This is a genomic window from Dankookia sp. P2 (assembly GCF_050632255.1).
Lineage (GTDB): Bacteria > Pseudomonadota > Alphaproteobacteria > Acetobacterales > Acetobacteraceae > Paracraurococcus.
This window is the reverse complement of the sequence record NZ_CP192581.1, coordinates 1,593,407-1,607,727: the sequence shown is the minus strand read 5'-3', so window position 1 is coordinate 1,607,727 and position 14,321 is coordinate 1,593,407. Positions and strand designations below refer to the sequence as shown.

Genomic DNA, 14,321 nt, shown 5'->3' with positions numbered 1-14,321 from the left:
TGGGGCCGGGCGAGTCCGCGCAGGGGCGGAAGAGGCGGCGGAGGAGAAAGGCGGCGTAGGGTTGTGGATTCAGGTCGGCCTGAACGGATAGCATTTTGCTTCGCCCATGGGTGCTGTGTGGGCGTAACAACCCCCGCCTTGATGGGCAGTTAAGACGAGTCCGGCGGTTCGCCGGCGGAGGTCGGCTGAAGCCGGCGAGGGCCCTTCGGCATTGTGGCGTGACTTTCGTGGCGGTAACGTTCGGTCCATAGATCCGTCGGCCATTTGTCCGCGGTTCATGGCTTTTCGGCAGGTACCCGTCTTGCGGACTCCAACTGACGCCCCGATCGCGGTTCTATCTTTCGACCGCCCGGAACTCCTTGCCGAAGTGCTCGCCAGCCTTGCCGCGCAGGATGGCGGCGTGGCCGGTGAGCGTATCCACCTTTTCCAAGACGGGCATTTCAGCCGGCACCGCAACCGGGCCGTAGCCGATCCGGCCAAGATCCAGGCGAGCATCGACGTCTTCCGGCGCATCTTCCCGGCTGGCCGGCTGCATCTCGCCCGGCGCAACCTTGGCATCGCCGGGAACATGGGGCGCGCCGAGCGGTACCTGCTGGGGCTGCTGCGGGCGCCGGTGGCCTACTTCTTTGAGGACGACATGCTCCTCGCCCCGCATTACCTCACCGCGCTCGGCGCCCTGGCGGGATTGGCCCTGGCTGATGAGCGGATTGGCTGCGTGGCGGCCTATGGCGACCATCGCGCCGGCGCCGGGTCCGATCCGGCCCGGCTGATTCCCATGGAGCACAATTGGGGGTTCGCCCTCACCCGGCGCCACTGGCTGGAGCGGCAACCCCTGCTGCTCGCCTATCGCCGACTGCTGGCCGGCGTCGATTACCGCGACCGGCCGCACCGCAGGATCCATGAGTTCTTCTGGTCGCATGGCTACGGGATCGAGGCGACCTCGCAGGATGGCGCGAAGCATCTCGCGGCCCTGGTGCTCGGCCGGCTCCGGCTGCGCTGCGTTCCTTGCTACGGACATTATGTCGGGCAGCAGGGATTGCACTGGTCTCCCGCCTTCTACGCCGCATCCGGCCATGCCGAGACGCGCCTCTGCCTGACGCCGCCACCCCGGTTCGAGATGCCGAGCGACCAACGCATGGGCGAGCTTCTGGAGGGGAACGAGACGCGCTGCGCCGACGGCTGGCGACCTTGCTGCTGGAAGACCAGACCCGGCGCCGCCCGCCTGCGCCGAAACTGCCGTTGGCCGCCGAAGACCTGGTCCGGCTGTTGTACCTGGGTCTCCTGGCGCGCGAGCCGGACGCCGAGGGCAACCGCCACCACGTCGATGCCCTGACAAGCGGACGAGTCGATCCGCTCTCGCTGTTACGGAGTTTTCTGGCCTCCGGGGAGTTCCTTGCGCTTCAGGGCAGGATCGATGCAGAGAACCCCAAGGCCGGATAAGCGGCACATGTCGCCGACGGTCTGGATTACCATCAATATCTCAATCGGTCGCGGGCCGCGGGATCCATCATTATGCCACTCTCCCGGAACGACGTCGTGCTCGCCTATCGCTATATCCTCGGGCGTGAGCCCGGGAACGAGCGGGTGATCGAGGAGCACCGGGCCGCACATCCGACCATCGAGGCGCTCAGGATGGTCTTCCTGGATTCGGAGGAGCTGCGGCGCCAGGTTGGCGCAGGACCCGCCGCGCCGCAGCTTGCCGCAACGCTGCCGCTGGACGCGCCGCCGCTCGAGATCGAGACCCAGACCGACCCCGCGACACTCGCCGCCGTGGTCGCCGAGACCTCCCGCTACTGGGAGTCGATCGGCGAGACCGCGCCGCACTGGTCGGTCATCACCGCCGAGGAATTCGGCCCCGACCAGATCGCCGCGAACGAGGCGCGCTTCTTCGCCTCGGCCGAGGTCGACCGGCGCCTGCTGGTCGGCCTGCTCGCCCGCATCGACCGGCGCCCGGACCAGTTCCGCAGGCTGGTGGAATTCGGCTGCGGGGTCGGCCGCATGACCGCGCAATTCGCGCCGCTGTTCAAGGAGGTGGTGGGGCTCGACATCTCGCGGCCGCATCTGCGGCTGGCGGAGCAGACCATGGCCCGCTTCGGGCACCGCAATGTGCGCTTCGTCCATGTCACCGCGGCCGACCTGCACCCGGTCGCGGGCTTCGATCTCTGGTTCAGCCGGATCGTGCTGCAGCACAACCCGCCGCCGGTGATCATGCACATCCTGGACCTGATGTTCCGCCGGCTGGAGCCGGGCGGCATCACGATCTTCCAGGTGCCGACCTACCAGGCCGGCTACCGCTTCGACATCGGCGCCTATCTGCGCGGCGACCTGGGCGCGCGCCTCGAGATGCATGTGGTGCCGCAGCGCGCAGTGCTCGAGCTCGGCTACCGGCACCGCTGCCGGCTGCTCGACCTGCGGGAGGATACCGGCGTGGTCTCCCAGACGCCCGACTGGCTCTCGAACACCTTCGTCTTCCAGAAGGACTAGGCTCGAGCGGATCGCGGGAGGACGCGAATCCCCGGACGCCTGACGCTGCTCGTCCAAGCATGTCGCAGGCCGGATTGCGCGTTCAAACAGACGCGCCATCCGCTCTAGTCGTCGCCGGCCTCGTCCGCCAGGCCCAGGCCGACCCAGGGCTGGGTTTCGGGATTGCCCTCGGCGGACAGGTGCGAGGTCAGGATCTCCAGGGCGCCGTCGCGGTCGCGGAGCGAGCGGGAGAGCTGCTGCTCCAGCATCCCCTGCAGGATGTCGAGCCTGACCCGCTGCTCCGCTGTCACCGCCTGCAGCGCCGGATGCGCCGATCGCCGCAGGGCATTGAAGCTGCGCAGGGTGAGCCCGGCGCAGAAATTCCAGAAGCCGTGGCAGGGAAAGCGCCCGCCATCCGGGTTCGGGAAGTCGACGACGACGACGTCGACCTTGCGGGCGCCGCCGAATTCGTAGGGGACCGTCGCCAGGCCGAAGGCGCCCAGGCCGCGGCCGATGCTGGCGGCGAGGCCAGCATCGTCGAGCACCGGCAGGGCGCGGATCAGCGCGAGCAGCGCCGCCGCATGGCAGTCCATGTAGGGCCAGGGATTGGTCCGCTGCCCCATGATGAAGCCCGATTCCCCGTCGCCACCGACGCCGGCGAACGGGCGTTCGAAATCCAGCAGGATCGTGATCGCCTCGCGCAGCGCCTGCGCATAGGCCGCCTCCCCGGTCGCCTTCCACATGTCGACCAGCCCGAGGGCGACGAAGGCGAGCGGCCGCGAGAAGATCGCCGAGCGGTCGAGGCGATGCGCCGCGAGGAGGTTCTCCGCATAGACCGCATGGAAGCGGTCGAACAAGGCGCGGCTTCGGCGCTTCAGCGGCAGCGCGGTGGCCAGCGCATCCGGCCCCGATACGGCCCGGTGGCAGCGCGCGAAGGCGGCGATCTCCGCCCCGTAGTCGTAGGAGATCGAGAGGTCGAGCGGCTGGCCGAAGCGCGACGGCTCCGCGGCATGCCGCCGCAGCATCTCGCTGCAATCGGCCACCCGTCCGTAGAAGCCGCCGGAGGTGACGATCTTCCGCTCGGCGGCCCGGACGTGGCCCCCGGTCCGCGCCTCCGGGAAGCGGTACTGGGAGACCACATAGTGAAGTCGCGCCGGCTCCCGCACCACGGCCTCGATGGTCGACAGGCATTCGGACCGTTCGGGGATGCTGTGCACGCCCAGCGCGAAGCCGCGCATCTCGTCCTGCTGCGCCATGGACCAGTAGACGCCGGAGGCGGCGTCGATCGAGGTATGGCCCGGCCCGGCGGCGTCGAACCGGCCCGGGCCGGCGGCCGGCACATCCGTGCAGATGCTGCCGTAATGCACGCCGTTCTCGTTATGGCTGAGGCTGTCATGGCCGATCGTCAGCACCAGCCCCGAGACCGTCACCGCCGGGTCGAGGTCGAGCTCGGCCGCCACGTCGAAGAACATCGACCGGGCATCCAGCGTGTAGGTGTAGGTCAGGCGGCCGAGCCGCAGCATGCGGCCCTGGTGCCGCGAAACGCAGCTCGCTCGCATGCGTCAGCGTGAGGACCGGCGCGGTGAAGTCGATCGCCCAGCCGGCAATCGCCTCCTCGACATCGAGGCTGTGGCGGACGCCCTCATGGTCGAACTGCACGTAGTTGCCGGTCAGGATGACGTTGCGGGCCGTCCTGCCGTCATGGAACCGCATGCCCACCTCGACGATGCCGCGCGGCAGGTCGCAGGAGACATGCAGGAAGGTGTGGACGAAGCGCGCCCGGCCGGCATCCTCGGCGACGCGCTCGAGCCGCGCGTGACCGGTGCGGCGGAAGATGAAGGGGCCGTCGCAGAGCGCATCGATGAAGCGGAAGATCGCATCGACCTGCGCGGGGAAGCGCTGCCACAGCGCCGGCAGCGCCATGAACTCCAGCACCTTGGCATTGTCGTCGGCCCAGAACCAGCGATCCCCGTCGACCGCGTGCTCGGTCTCGGCCACCGCGAAGCCGCTGCTGCCGTCCGGGGAGACGGGCTGCATCAGGTGACGGACGATGAACTCCGCATAGGGGGCCGGGTCGGTCGGGGGGAAGCATCATGTCGTCCCTGTCCTGCGGACCGCCGTATCCATCATTCGGGCGGCCGGCCCGGCGAGAGGCTCACACCGCCCGCCGCGCCTTCAATGCCGCCGCGAGCGTCCCTTCGTCCAGCACGTCGAGCGCGCCGCCGATCGGCACGCCCTGGGCCAGCCGCGTCACCGCCACCCCGGCCGGGCGCAGCCGGGTCGGTCAGGTAGTGCGCCGTGGTGGCGCCATCGACCGTCGCCGGCAGGGCCAGGATCACCTCCCGCACCGGCTCGGCCGCGCCCTCGATCCGCGCCAGCAGCGGCTGCACCGCCAGGTCCTCCGGCCCGATGCCGCCGAGCGCCGAGAGCGTGCCGCCCAGCACGTGATAGAGGCCGCGATGCGCATGCGCGCGTTCCAGCGCCCAGAGCTCGGAGACGCCTTCGACCACGCAGATCAGCCCCTGGTCGCGCTGCGGGTCGCGGCAAATGGCGCAGGGATTGGCGGCGTCGAGGTTGCCGCAGATGCGGCAGGGCTGCACCGCCGCGGCGGCGGCCTGCAGCGCCGCCGCCAGCGGCAGCATCGCCTGCTCGGGTTGCATCAGCATCTTCAGCACAGCCCGCCGGGCGCTGCGCCGGCCGAAGCCGGGCAGCCTGGCCAACAGGCCGATCAGGTGGTCGATGGGGTTCTGGTCCTGCATCGGCCGAAGGCCCGCGGCAGCGCGGCCGCGGCTGGCTAGAAGGGCAGCTTGAGGCCGCCGGGCAGGCCACCCGGCAGGTTCAGCCCGGCGGTCGCCTTCTGCATCTCGTCCGCCATCTGCGCCTCGACCTTCTGCTTGGCATCCGCATGGGCGGCGACCAGCAGGTCCTCCAGCACCTCGCGGTCGTCCATCAGGCTCGGGTCGATCGAGACGCGCTTGAGGTCGCCCTTGCCGGTCAGCGAAACCTTCACCATCCCGCCGCCGGCCTGGCCATCCACCACGGTGGCTTCCAGCTTGGCCTGCATCTCGGCCATGCGCGTCTGCATCTGCTGCGCCTGCTTCAGCATGTTGCCCAGGTTCTTCATGGCCTCGCCCTACCGTTCGTCATCAGGGGGTGGAACATCGTCGAAGTCGGCGGGTTCTTCCAGCTCGGTCGGGGGAATGTCGCCCGGCTCCGACTCGGGCTGGTCCTCGGCCTGGGCCGGCAGCACCATGGCGCCGCCGAGCCCGTAGGAATCCGCCCCGGCATCGCGCACCGCCTCGATGCTGGCGCCGGGAAGGCGGCCAGGACGGCCTGGACCAGCGGATGGCTCTGCGCCACGGCGCGGCGCCCGGCTTCGGCGGCCCGGCCCTGATCGGCAAGCGTCGGCTCGCCCTCGGCGTTGCTGAGCGCGATGGTCCAGCGGGTGCCGGTCGCCTCCGCCAGCAGCTCGCCCAGCTGCGCCGCCAGGTCGCGCGGCGCGGCGGGCAGCACGCGCAGCTCGACCCGTCCCGGCGCGACCCGCACCGGGTGGACGCTGTGCACCAGATGCGCGTGCAGCATCGGCTTCCGGCCGGAGGCGAGCGCCACCACCTCCCGCCAGGACTGCGGATTGCCATTGGCCGCAGTGGCAACGGCGTCGGCCAGGATGGCGCCACCGCCGCCCATGGCCCGCAGCCCGCCGCCGCCACCGTTGGGCGCGGGGCGGGGGCGCCGGCCGCGACGCCGCCGGCGCCATCGGTCAGCCGCCGAACCAGGTCGCCCGGCGTCGGCAGCTCGGCGACATGCGCCAGGCGGATCAGCACCATCTCGCAGGCGGCGCGGCGGTCGGGCGCCTCGTTCACCTCGCCGAGGCCCTTCAGCAGCATCTGCCAGGCGCGGCCAAGCACCGGGACCGAGAGCTTCTCGGCCAGCGCCGCGCCGCGGGTCCGCTCGCCCTCGGTCAGGCTCGGGTCATCCTTCAGCCCGGGCACGCTGCGGAGGCGGGTGAGGGTATGCGTCAGCTCCAGCAGGTCCTGCAGCACCACCGCCGGATCGGCGCCACGCTCATGCGCCCGGTCCATCAGGGCCAGCGCGGCCGGCGTGTCGCCGGTCATCACCGCCTCCATCAGGTCGAGCACCAGGGCGCGGTCCGCGAGGCCCAGCATGTCGCGCACGGCCTCCGCCGTGACGCTGCCCTCCGGCCCGCCGAGCGCGATCGCCTGGTCGAGCAGCGAGAGCCCGTCGCGCACCGAGCCGTCCGCGGCGCGGGCCAGCATGGCCAGCGCCTCGTCCTCCACGGTCACGCGTTCCAGCCCGGCGATGCGGGAGAAGTGGGCGCGCAGCTCCGCCTGCGGCACGCGCTTGAGGTGGAAGGTCTGGCAGCGCGAGAGGATGGTGGCCGGGACCTTCCGCAGCTCGGTGGTCGCCAGCATGGATTTCACCTGGGCGGGCGGTTCCTCCAGCGTCTTCAGCAGCGCGTTGAATGCCGCCGTGGACAGCATGTGGACCTCGTCCAGGATGATGACCTTGTAGCGACCCTGGGCCGGGCGGTAGCGCAGCCGCTCGCGCAGCTCCCGCACGTCGTCGATGCCGTTGTTGGAGGCGGCGTCGAGCTCCTGCACGTCGGGGTGGCGGTCGGCCAGGATCGCCTTGCATTCGGGGCAGACGCCGCAGGGCTCGGGCGTCGGGCCGCCGGTGCCGTCGGGCCCGATGCAATTCAGCGCGCGGGCGATGATGCGGGCGGTGGTGGTCTTGCCGACGCCGCGCACGCCGGTGAGCATGAAAGCATGCGCCACGCGGTTCTGCGCGAAGGCGTTGCGGAGGGTGCGGACCAGCGCGTCCTGGCCGATCAGCTCCTCGAAGGTGGAGGGGCGGTACTTGCGGGCGAGCACGCGGTAGGGCGTGCCGCCGTCGGCCGCAGCAGGCGCCGGAAGCGGGATGGGCGGGGGAGGCGGCGCTTCGACCTCGGCCGGCGGGACAAAGGCTTCACCGAACAGGCCGGGCCCTTCGGGCGCTGGCGGCTCGGGCAGCGCCTCCCCAGTCGGGGCGGCATCCGGGGTCTCGGCGGGACCGAACAGGGTGGAGGACATCCGTGCGGCGGGATCCTGTCAGGCGGTGGCCCGCCGGGCCGGGCATGTCCCTGCGGGAGCTACCCGAGAGGGTGGAAGGCCGACAAACGACCCGAGCGAGAACCCGTTACGGCTGCTTCCTTCCGGACCTGACCGGGTTGGCGAGGAGCCCGTCCGCGCCGACCTTCCGACGACACCATATCATGCCCCGGGGGCAGCACAATGGCAGGGGGCGGAATGATCGCCGGGCGGGGATTCAGCGAGGTGCAAGGCGGGCAATCAGCGCATCGGCGCCGAGCGACTCGTCGAGCAACTCGGCCAGGGTGAGGTCGGTGGTCTCGGATCGCGGCCGCGGCGGGCGGCGCATGTCGAGGTCGAGGAGCAGGCGGCGGGCCCGGCGGTGCATGGCCGCGGAATACGGCACCTGGGCCATGCTCGGGGCAAAGCGTGACTGGGCTTCCTGGCGGAAAAGTCCGGTCACGCTGCGCCAGTTCCGCGCGGCCGCGTGGTCTGGCCAGGCTACGGCGCTTCAGCGCGTGGACCAGCGCCCGGGCCAGGTCGATTCGACCGACAGCGCCTCGCTCCGCACCACCGACTCGACTTCCTCGAGGAGGTTGGCCCAGCCGGGGTCGTTCACCCGCTCCCCCGCGGCGACGCGGCGCAGCCGCTCCGCCTGGGCGATCGACCAGGCCAGGATGTCGCGGTGGTAGAGATCGTCCGGCATGGCGCCATCGGGCCGTAACAATGGCGGCGTGCCGCGGAGGTCTCCACGATCCCGGCCGGTTGCCCGCCCGCGCCCCACATGGCAGGGTCGCCACCCCATGCTCTCAATTCCCGCCAGCCGGCCCAACGCCTATACGGGCAGCCCCCTCGACCGCGCCGCCTTGCGCCGGGAGGATGCCGACTGGATCGCCGCCGCCCTGGCCGATCCGGACACCCTCTTCACCCCGTCTGGCGCAGCCGCAGCCTGATGAAGGGCGTGCAGGAAGGCACCCCGGAAGCGGTGCTGCTCACCGGCGCCGCCGCCGAGACGGTGCGCATGGCCGGCGGCCCCTGGGCCTTCCTCGGCCTGTGGGACGAGCGCCCGGTCTTCGCCGTCGACTGCTCGGAAGCCGACGACCCGCTGCCGCTGCTGCCCGAGGGCATGGGCGGCTTCACCGACCTGCGCGCCGTCGCCGGCCTGCTGCCGGCGGGGGAGGCGAGCGTGCTCGCGCATGCCCGCGGCCTCATGCACTGGCGCACCAAGCACCGCTTCTGCAGCGTCTGCGGCCATGCCTGCGCGCCGCGCTCGGCCGGCCACGTGATGGTCTGCTCCAACTGCAACGCGCAGCATTTCCCGCGCACCGACCCGGCGGTGATCATGCTGGTGGTGCGCGGCGACGAATGCCTGCTCGGCCATTCCACCCGCTTCCCCAACACCACCATGTACTCGACCCTGGCCGGCTTCGTGGAACCGGGCGAGAGCCTCGAGGAGGCGGTGCGGCGCGAGGTGCTGGAGGAGGCGGGGATCGAGGTCGGCGCGGTGCGCTACCACTCCTCCCAGCCCTGGCCCTTCCCCTCCTCGATCATGCTCGGCTTCCATGCCGAGGGGCTGTCCGAGGCGATCACCATCGACCCGGAGGAGATGCGCGACGCCCGCTGGTTCAGCCGGGCGCAGTGCCTGGACCCCGCCGCGCACGGCTTCGCCTTGCCGCGGGCGGATTCGATCGCCCGGCGGCTGATCGAGGACTGGCTGGCGCACGTATGAGCCGCCGGCTTTCCCTCGCCGCCCTGCTGCTGCTCGGCGGCTGCGGCCTGTTCGGCCCGCCCGGGCCGCCGCTGCCGCCGCAGGACGAGTCGCCGGATGCGAAGGCCTGCCGCGCCGAGGCGCGCAACAGCCCGGAGGTCCGGGCGCTGGCCCGGCTGATCTACGAGCCGAACCAAATGAATGTCGACCGCATGCAGGGCGAGGTCGGCCGGGCCCAGAGCCGCGCCTATCGCGACTGCATGCGGGCCCGCGGCCATGGCCCGCAGGGCGGGGTGGAGGCGCAGGTCCCGCGCTGAGCCAGCCTGGCCGGGGCGTCAGTGCGCCTCGGCCCAGCTCCGCCCGGTGCCCACCTCGACCGCCAGCGGCACGCGGAGCGTGACGACGCCCTCCATCACCGCGCGCACCAGCGCCGAGGTCTGTTCGGCCTCGGCCTCCGGCACCTCGAAGACCAGCTCGTCATGCACCTGCAGCAGCATCCGGGCCGCGAGGCCGGCCTCGCGTAGCGCGCCGGGGAGGCGGACCATGGCGCGCTTGATGACCTCCGCCGCGCCGCCCTGGAAGGGGGCGTTGATCGCGGCCCGCTCGGCGCCGGCGCGGCGCATCATGTCCTTGGCGCCGATATCGGGGATCCAGAGCTTGCGGCCGAAGGAGGTGGAGACGTAGCCCTGCAGCCGGGCCTCCTCCTTCAGCCGCTCCATGGCGTCGCGGATGCCGGGATACTGGGCGAAATAGGCGTCGATGATGCCCTTCGCCTCGCCCGGCCCGATGCCGAGCCGGCCCGCGAGGCCGAAGGCCGACATGCCGTAGATGATGCCGAAATTGATGGTCTTGGCGCGGCGCCGGGCTTCCTTGTCCACCGCATCGGGGGCCAGGTGGAAGATGTCGGCCGCGGTCCGGTTGTGGATGTCCTGGCCGGTGGCAAAGGCCTCGCGCAGCGCCGGGACATCGGCCAAGTGCGCCAGCAGCCGCAGCTCGATCTGGCTGTAGTCGGCCGACATCAGCAGATGGCCGGGTTCCGCCACGAAGGCCTGGCGGATGCGTTGGCCCTCGGCGCTGCGGACCGGGATGTTCTGCAGGTTCGGCTCGGTGCTGGCGAGCCGCCCGGTGGAAGTGTTCGCCATCGAGAAATCGGTGTGGACGCGGCCGTCGCGCGGGTCGATCGCCGCGGCGAGGCCATCGACATAGGTCGATTTCAACTTCGACAGCTGCCGCCAGTCGAGCACGGTGCGGGCCAGCACGGCACCGCTGTTGCTGCCCTGGCTGGCGACCTCCTCGAGCACGGCGGCATCGGTCCCCCAGGCGCCGGTCGCCTTGCTGCGTCGGCCGCCCGGCAGCTTCATCTCGTCGAACAGGATCTCGCCTAGCTGCTTCGGCGAGCCGATATTGAAGGGGCGGCCGGCGAGATCGTGGATCTGCTTCTCCAGCACCGCCATGCGCTGGACGAAATCCTCGCCGATGCGGGCCAGCTCGGCGCCGTCCACCTTGATGCCGGCGATCTCCATGTCGCGCAGCACCGGGACCATGCGCCGCTCGACCTGCTCGTACAGCGCGAGCGCGCCGTCCTCCCGCAGCCGCGGCCGCAGCAGGTGCCAGAGCCGCAGGGTGACGTCGGCATCCTCGGCGGCATAGTCGGTCGCCTTCTCGAGCGGAACTTGCGCGAAGCTGATCCGGGCGCGGCCGGTGCCGGTCACCTGGTCGAAGCTGATCGGCTTATGGCCCAGATGCAGGACGGAGAGCTCGTCCATCCCGTGCCCGTGCTTGCCGGCCTCCATGGCGTAGGAGATCAGCATGGTGTCGTCGATCGGGGCGACGGCGATGCCGCCATTCTCCGCCCGGCAGAGCACCTCGAGGTCGTATTTCGCGTTCTGCAGCACCTTCAGCACGCTGCGGTCGGTCAGCAGCGGGCGCAGCGCGGCGATGGCCTCGTCGAAGGGGATCTGCGGCGGCGCGGCCTCGGGCGTCGCCAGCATGTCGCCCTGGGTGCCGCTCGAGGCGACGTGCCGCAGCGGGATGTAGCAGGCGCGGCCCGGCGCGGTGGCGAGGCAGACGCCGACCAGGTTGGCCCGCAGCGCGTTCAGGCTGTCGGTCTCGGTGTCGAGCGCGACCACGCCGGCCTTGGTGGCCTCTGCGATCCAGCCCCGCAGCGCCTCGATCGTCGTGACGCAATCGTAGTTGCCGTAGGGCGTGGTGCCGGGATCGGCCGCCGGCGCCGCCTGGGCGGCGGCATGCGCGGCGACCGCGCTGTTGCGCGCCCGCGTCCCCGCATCGCCCGCTGCCTCGCCGAGGCCCATGCGGGCGACGACGCTGCGGAAGCCCTGCTCCTGCAGGGACTCGGTCAGCGCGGCCGGCTCGGGCGGGCGGACCTCGAGCGCCTCGATCGCCAGGGTCAGCGGGGCGTTCTCGTCGAGCGTCACCAGGCGCTTCGAGATGCGCGCCTTCTCGGCATTCTGCTCCAGCGCCTCGCGCCGTTTCGGCTGCTTGATCTTCGCGGTACTGGCCAGCAGGCCTTCGAGGTCGCCGTATTCGGTGATCAGCTGCGCCGCGGTCTTGATCCCGATCCCCGGCACGCCGGGGACGTTGTCGGTCGGGTCGCCGGCCAGGGCCTGGACGTCCACCACCTTATCCGGGGCGACGCCGGATTTCTCGAAGACCTCGAGCTCGCGGATCGGCTTCTGCTTGATCGGGTCGAGCATCTGCACGCCCGGCCGGACCAGCTGCATCAGGTCCTTGTCGGAGGAGACGATGGTGACCTCGCCGCCCTGCTCCGAAAAATGCTTGGCGTAGGCGGCGATCATGTCGTCCGCCTCGAAGCCCGGCAGCTCCACCTGGGCGACGCCGAGGCCTCGGTCGCCTCGCGGATCAGGCCGGATTGCGGCACCAGCTCGGGCGGCGGGTCGGGCCGGTGCGCCTTGTAGGCAGGATAGAACTCGTTGCGGAAGGTCACCCGGCTGGCGTCGAAGACCACCGCGATATGGCTGCCGCGATGGTCGGTCAGGAAGCGCGACAGCATCTGGGTGAAGCCGAAGACGGCATTCACCGGCGTGCCGTCCGGCCGGGTCATCGGCGGCAGGGCATGGAAGGCGCGGAAGATGTAGCCGGAGCCGTCGATGAGGACGAGGTGCTTCGCCCCCGGCGGGGTCACCGGCACGGCCTCGGCCGCGGCAGCCGCCCCGGCCATCGCGTTGCCGCGCGGCCGGCCGGCCTCCGGCGCCGCCTCCTCAGTGATGGCCGTCATCCCCCGCGCCCGGCTTCAGCACGTAGGTGATGGAGCAGTAGGGGCAGGTCACCTGGTTCTCCCCGGCCGCCATCGGCAGCCAGACCCGCGGATGGCCGAGCCCGCCTACCCCGACCTCGCCGTCGCAGGGCACGCTGCGCGAGGTGACCTCGATCCGCTGGTCGGGCGTGACGCCCTCGATGGGCTTCGGCGCATAGCCGGTCTGGTTGCCGTCGCGCATCGGGCTGTCCTTTTGTGGTCAAGGCGGGATCGGCGCCAACATAGTCGGCGGCACCGGGATCGGCCAGAGAGGGTGGTGGCGGCGATGCCCTCGACAGCGTCACGGCCGCGGGCCATGTGGGGTGGATGGACCTGACCACCACCCTCGGCCTGCTCGGCTTCCTCGGCGCCTGCTTCGTGGCGGCCTCCACCGGCGCCTTCTTCAAGCCGGGGCCGTGGTACGAGTCCTGGCCAAGCCCTCCTGGCGGCCGCCGAATTGGCTGTTCCCGCCGGCCTGGGCGGTGCTCTACATCCTGATGGCGATCGCCGCCTGGATGGTCTGGCGGGAAGCCGGCTTCGCCGGCGCGCCGCTGGCGCTCACGCTGTGGTTCGCGCAGCTGGTGCTGAACGCCGCCTGGTCCTGGATCTTCTTCGGGCTGAAGCGGATGGACCTGGCCTTCGCCGAGCTGTCAGCACTCTGGCTGGCGATCCTGGCGACGATCCTGGCCTTCGCCCTGCACAGCACGACGGCGGCCTGGCTGATGGCGCCCTATCTCGCCTGGGTCAGCTTCGCCGGCATCCTGAACCTGACCATGTGGCGGCTGAACCGGGGCCGGGTCGCGGCCTGACCCGGCCGGGCGCCGCGGCAGGCTCCCGGTCCGGGCGGCGTCAGTCCGCCCGCGGATGCGCCTTCTTCCAGGTCGCCAGCAGCCCCGCCGCATCCACCGCGGTGTAGCGCTGGGTGGTGGAGAGGCTGGCATGGCCCAGCAGCTCCTGGATCGCCCGCAGGTCCGCCCCGCCGCCCAGCAGATGGGTGGCGAAGGAGTGCCGCAGCGCATGCGGCGTGGCATGGTCCGGCAGGCCGGCCAGGCGGCGGTACTCGCGCAGCGACTTCTGCGCGACGGCCGGGTCCAGCCGGGCGCCGCGGGCGCCGAGGAAGAGCGGCTCGCCCGAGGCGGCGCCCGGGCGCAGGGCGAGGTAGCCGGCGATCGCCTGCCGCACCGCCGGCAGCACCGGCACCAGCCGCTGCTTGCCCCCTTGCCGGTGACCCGCAGGCCGGAGGTCGCGCCGGGCAGGGGCGCGTCGCGGATGTCGAGCGACAGCGCCTCGGCGATGCGGAGGCCGCAGCCATAGAGCAGGGTGAAGAGCGCGATGTCGCGGGCGGCCTGCTCGGCCGCGCGCTCCGCCCGTTCGGGGTCGTGCACCTCGCCCACCTTGGCTGCCGCTTCCAGCGCCTGGCCGGGGTCAGGGCGCGCGGCACCGGCGGCTTCAGCCGCGGGCCGCGGATCGTGGCCAGGGCGATCGGCTCGATCCCCGTGGTTCTCGACAGGAAGCGCAGGAAGCCGCGGATGGCGGCGAGCTGCCGGGCCCGGGTGGCGGCGCCGGCCCCCGCCGCGGCCCGGGAGGCCAGGAAGGCGCGCAGGTCGGCCGCGCGCAGGCCCGCCAGTGCCTCGAGCCCCGGCTCCTCGCCGAGATGGCCGGCGAGGAAGCCGAGGAGGTCGCCGAGGTCGCGGCCATAGGCCTCGACCGTGTTGGCCGCCGCGCGGCGCTCGCGCGCCAGCCAGTCGAGGTAGCGGGCGCGCGCCTCGGCGCCGGTCACGCGGCGCCC

General features: G+C 71.7%; 14 protein-coding genes, 1 other RNA gene and 4 pseudogenes. 8 read left to right on the top strand and 11 right to left on the bottom strand.

Going from position 1 to position 14,321, the window contains the following annotated elements:
- Positions 1–334 precede the first annotated feature (334 nt).
- Positions 335–655 carry a hypothetical protein gene (locus ACQ86J_RS09640; RefSeq protein ID WP_431272815.1) on the bottom strand — a complete coding sequence of 107 codons (321 nt, stop codon included), beginning with the start codon at positions 653–655 and terminating at the stop codon, positions 335–337.
- Between ACQ86J_RS09640 and ACQ86J_RS09635 the strand changes: the two genes are divergently transcribed.
- The 3 genes from ACQ86J_RS09635 (at position 638) to ACQ86J_RS09625 (ending at position 2,484) form a co-directional block, all read left to right on the top strand.
- Positions 638–1,333: a hypothetical protein gene (locus ACQ86J_RS09635; protein ID WP_431272814.1), complete on the top strand. Its 696-nt coding sequence runs from the start codon at positions 638–640 to the stop codon at positions 1,331–1,333. The two genes, ACQ86J_RS09640 and ACQ86J_RS09635, sit on opposite strands and share 18 nt — an antisense overlap.
- On the top strand, positions 1,240–1,440 hold the full coding sequence (locus ACQ86J_RS09630) for a DUF4214 domain-containing protein (RefSeq protein ID WP_431272354.1): 201 nt from the start codon (positions 1,240–1,242) through the stop codon (positions 1,438–1,440). Before ACQ86J_RS09635 ends, ACQ86J_RS09630 begins: the two co-directional genes overlap by 94 nt.
- Before the next feature lie 72 nt (positions 1,441–1,512).
- Positions 1,513–2,484, top strand: coding sequence for a class I SAM-dependent methyltransferase (locus tag ACQ86J_RS09625; RefSeq protein WP_431270935.1), 972 nt, complete (start codon positions 1,513–1,515; stop codon positions 2,482–2,484).
- Between the two features lie 104 nt (positions 2,485–2,588).
- Here the strand turns inward: ACQ86J_RS09625 and ACQ86J_RS09620 are convergent, their stop codons facing one another.
- The 7 genes and pseudogenes from ACQ86J_RS09620 to ACQ86J_RS09590 form a co-directional block, all read right to left on the bottom strand.
- On the bottom strand, positions 2,589–3,986 hold the full coding sequence (locus ACQ86J_RS09620) for a hypothetical protein (protein WP_431270934.1): 1,398 nt from the start codon (positions 3,984–3,986) through the stop codon (positions 2,589–2,591).
- A gap of 632 nt (positions 3,987–4,618) precedes the next feature.
- Positions 4,619–5,222, bottom strand: a pseudogene (recR, locus tag ACQ86J_RS09615) (recombination mediator RecR).
- A gap of 35 nt (positions 5,223–5,257) precedes the next feature.
- Complete coding sequence (locus tag ACQ86J_RS09610; RefSeq protein ID WP_133289370.1) at positions 5,258–5,587, bottom strand: YbaB/EbfC family nucleoid-associated protein; 330 nt, start codon at positions 5,585–5,587, stop codon at positions 5,258–5,260.
- 9 nt (positions 5,588–5,596) lie between these two features.
- A pseudogene (locus ACQ86J_RS09605) lies at positions 5,597–7,553 on the bottom strand (DNA polymerase III subunit gamma/tau).
- Positions 7,554–7,623: 70 nt separating this feature from the next.
- Positions 7,624–7,721, bottom strand: an RNA gene (gene ffs, locus ACQ86J_RS09600) — signal recognition particle sRNA small type.
- A gap of 67 nt (positions 7,722–7,788) precedes the next feature.
- Positions 7,789–7,965 (bottom strand): hypothetical protein, encoded by a 177-nt coding sequence (locus tag ACQ86J_RS09595; RefSeq protein WP_431270933.1) that lies wholly within the window; start codon positions 7,963–7,965, stop codon positions 7,789–7,791.
- Between the two features lie 96 nt (positions 7,966–8,061).
- Complete coding sequence (locus tag ACQ86J_RS09590; RefSeq protein WP_431270932.1) at positions 8,062–8,256, bottom strand: DUF29 family protein; 195 nt, start codon at positions 8,254–8,256, stop codon at positions 8,062–8,064.
- Between the two features lie 97 nt (positions 8,257–8,353).
- On the opposite strand from ACQ86J_RS09590, the gene ACQ86J_RS09585 reads away from it, so the two are divergent.
- From ACQ86J_RS09585 to ACQ86J_RS09575, 3 genes are read left to right on the top strand one after another with little or no spacing between them, the layout of a single operon-like run.
- A complete protein-coding gene (locus ACQ86J_RS09585) occupies positions 8,354–8,503 on the top strand; it encodes a hypothetical protein (protein ID WP_431270931.1) in 150 nt (49 codons plus the stop codon).
- Positions 8,503–9,279: an NAD(+) diphosphatase gene (nudC, locus tag ACQ86J_RS09580; protein WP_431270930.1), complete on the top strand. Its 777-nt coding sequence runs from the start codon at positions 8,503–8,505 to the stop codon at positions 9,277–9,279. Before ACQ86J_RS09585 ends, nudC begins: the two co-directional genes overlap by 1 nt.
- A complete protein-coding gene (locus ACQ86J_RS09575; RefSeq protein ID WP_431270929.1) occupies positions 9,276–9,575 on the top strand; it encodes a phosphoribosylamine--glycine ligase in 300 nt (99 codons plus the stop codon). Before nudC ends, ACQ86J_RS09575 begins: the two co-directional genes overlap by 4 nt.
- Positions 9,576–9,593: 18 nt before the next feature.
- On the opposite strand, the pseudogene polA reads toward ACQ86J_RS09575, so the two are convergent.
- Positions 9,594–12,457 (bottom strand): annotated as a pseudogene (gene polA / locus ACQ86J_RS09570) (DNA polymerase I).
- A 40-nt stretch (positions 12,458–12,497) separates the two neighbouring features.
- Positions 12,498–12,734, bottom strand: coding sequence for a zinc-finger domain-containing protein (locus ACQ86J_RS09565; protein WP_431270928.1), 237 nt, complete (start codon positions 12,732–12,734; stop codon positions 12,498–12,500).
- A 125-nt stretch (positions 12,735–12,859) separates the two neighbouring features.
- Between ACQ86J_RS09565 and ACQ86J_RS09560 the strand changes: the two genes are divergently transcribed.
- Together ACQ86J_RS09560 and ACQ86J_RS09555 are read left to right on the top strand one after the other, a co-directional pair.
- A complete protein-coding gene (locus tag ACQ86J_RS09560) occupies positions 12,860–13,030 on the top strand; it encodes a hypothetical protein (RefSeq protein ID WP_431272813.1) in 171 nt (56 codons plus the stop codon).
- Positions 12,949–13,341 carry a TspO/MBR family protein gene (locus ACQ86J_RS09555; RefSeq protein WP_431270927.1) on the top strand — a complete coding sequence of 131 codons (393 nt, stop codon included), beginning with the start codon at positions 12,949–12,951 and terminating at the stop codon, positions 13,339–13,341. Before ACQ86J_RS09560 ends, ACQ86J_RS09555 begins: the two co-directional genes overlap by 82 nt.
- A 40-nt stretch (positions 13,342–13,381) precedes the next feature.
- Here the strand turns inward: ACQ86J_RS09555 and ACQ86J_RS09550 are convergent.
- Positions 13,382–14,312 (bottom strand): annotated as a pseudogene (locus tag ACQ86J_RS09550) (tyrosine recombinase XerC).
- Positions 14,313–14,321: the final 9 nt, after the last annotated feature.

Bases quoted from the DNA above. Each gene is read 5' to 3' on its own strand.
- nudC (WP_431270930.1), top strand. From the start codon at position 8,503: ATGAAGGGCGTGCAGGAAGGCACCCCGGAAGCGGTGCTGCTCACCGGC.
- ACQ86J_RS09635 (WP_431272814.1), top strand. From the start codon at position 638: ATGCTCCTCGCCCCGCATTACCTCACCGCGCTCGGCGCCCTGGCGGGA.
- ACQ86J_RS09640 (WP_431272815.1), bottom strand. From the start codon at position 655: ATGCGGGGCGAGGAGCATGTCGTCCTCAAAGAAGTAGGCCACCGGCGC.
- ACQ86J_RS09590 (WP_431270932.1), bottom strand. From the start codon at position 8,256: ATGCCGGACGATCTCTACCACCGCGACATCCTGGCCTGGTCGATCGCC.
- ACQ86J_RS09625 (WP_431270935.1), top strand. From the start codon at position 1,513: ATGCCACTCTCCCGGAACGACGTCGTGCTCGCCTATCGCTATATCCTC.
- ACQ86J_RS09565 (WP_431270928.1), bottom strand. From the start codon at position 12,734: ATGCGCGACGGCAACCAGACCGGCTATGCGCCGAAGCCCATCGAGGGC.
- ACQ86J_RS09595 (WP_431270933.1), bottom strand. From the start codon at position 7,965: ATGGCCCAGGTGCCGTATTCCGCGGCCATGCACCGCCGGGCCCGCCGC.
- ACQ86J_RS09575 (WP_431270929.1), top strand. From the start codon at position 9,276: ATGAGCCGCCGGCTTTCCCTCGCCGCCCTGCTGCTGCTCGGCGGCTGC.
- ACQ86J_RS09585 (WP_431270931.1), top strand. From the start codon at position 8,354: ATGCTCTCAATTCCCGCCAGCCGGCCCAACGCCTATACGGGCAGCCCC.
- ACQ86J_RS09610 (WP_133289370.1), bottom strand. From the start codon at position 5,587: ATGAAGAACCTGGGCAACATGCTGAAGCAGGCGCAGCAGATGCAGACG.
- ACQ86J_RS09560 (WP_431272813.1), top strand. From the start codon at position 12,860: ATGGACCTGACCACCACCCTCGGCCTGCTCGGCTTCCTCGGCGCCTGC.
- ACQ86J_RS09620 (WP_431270934.1), bottom strand. From the start codon at position 3,986: ATGCTGCGGCTCGGCCGCCTGACCTACACCTACACGCTGGATGCCCGG.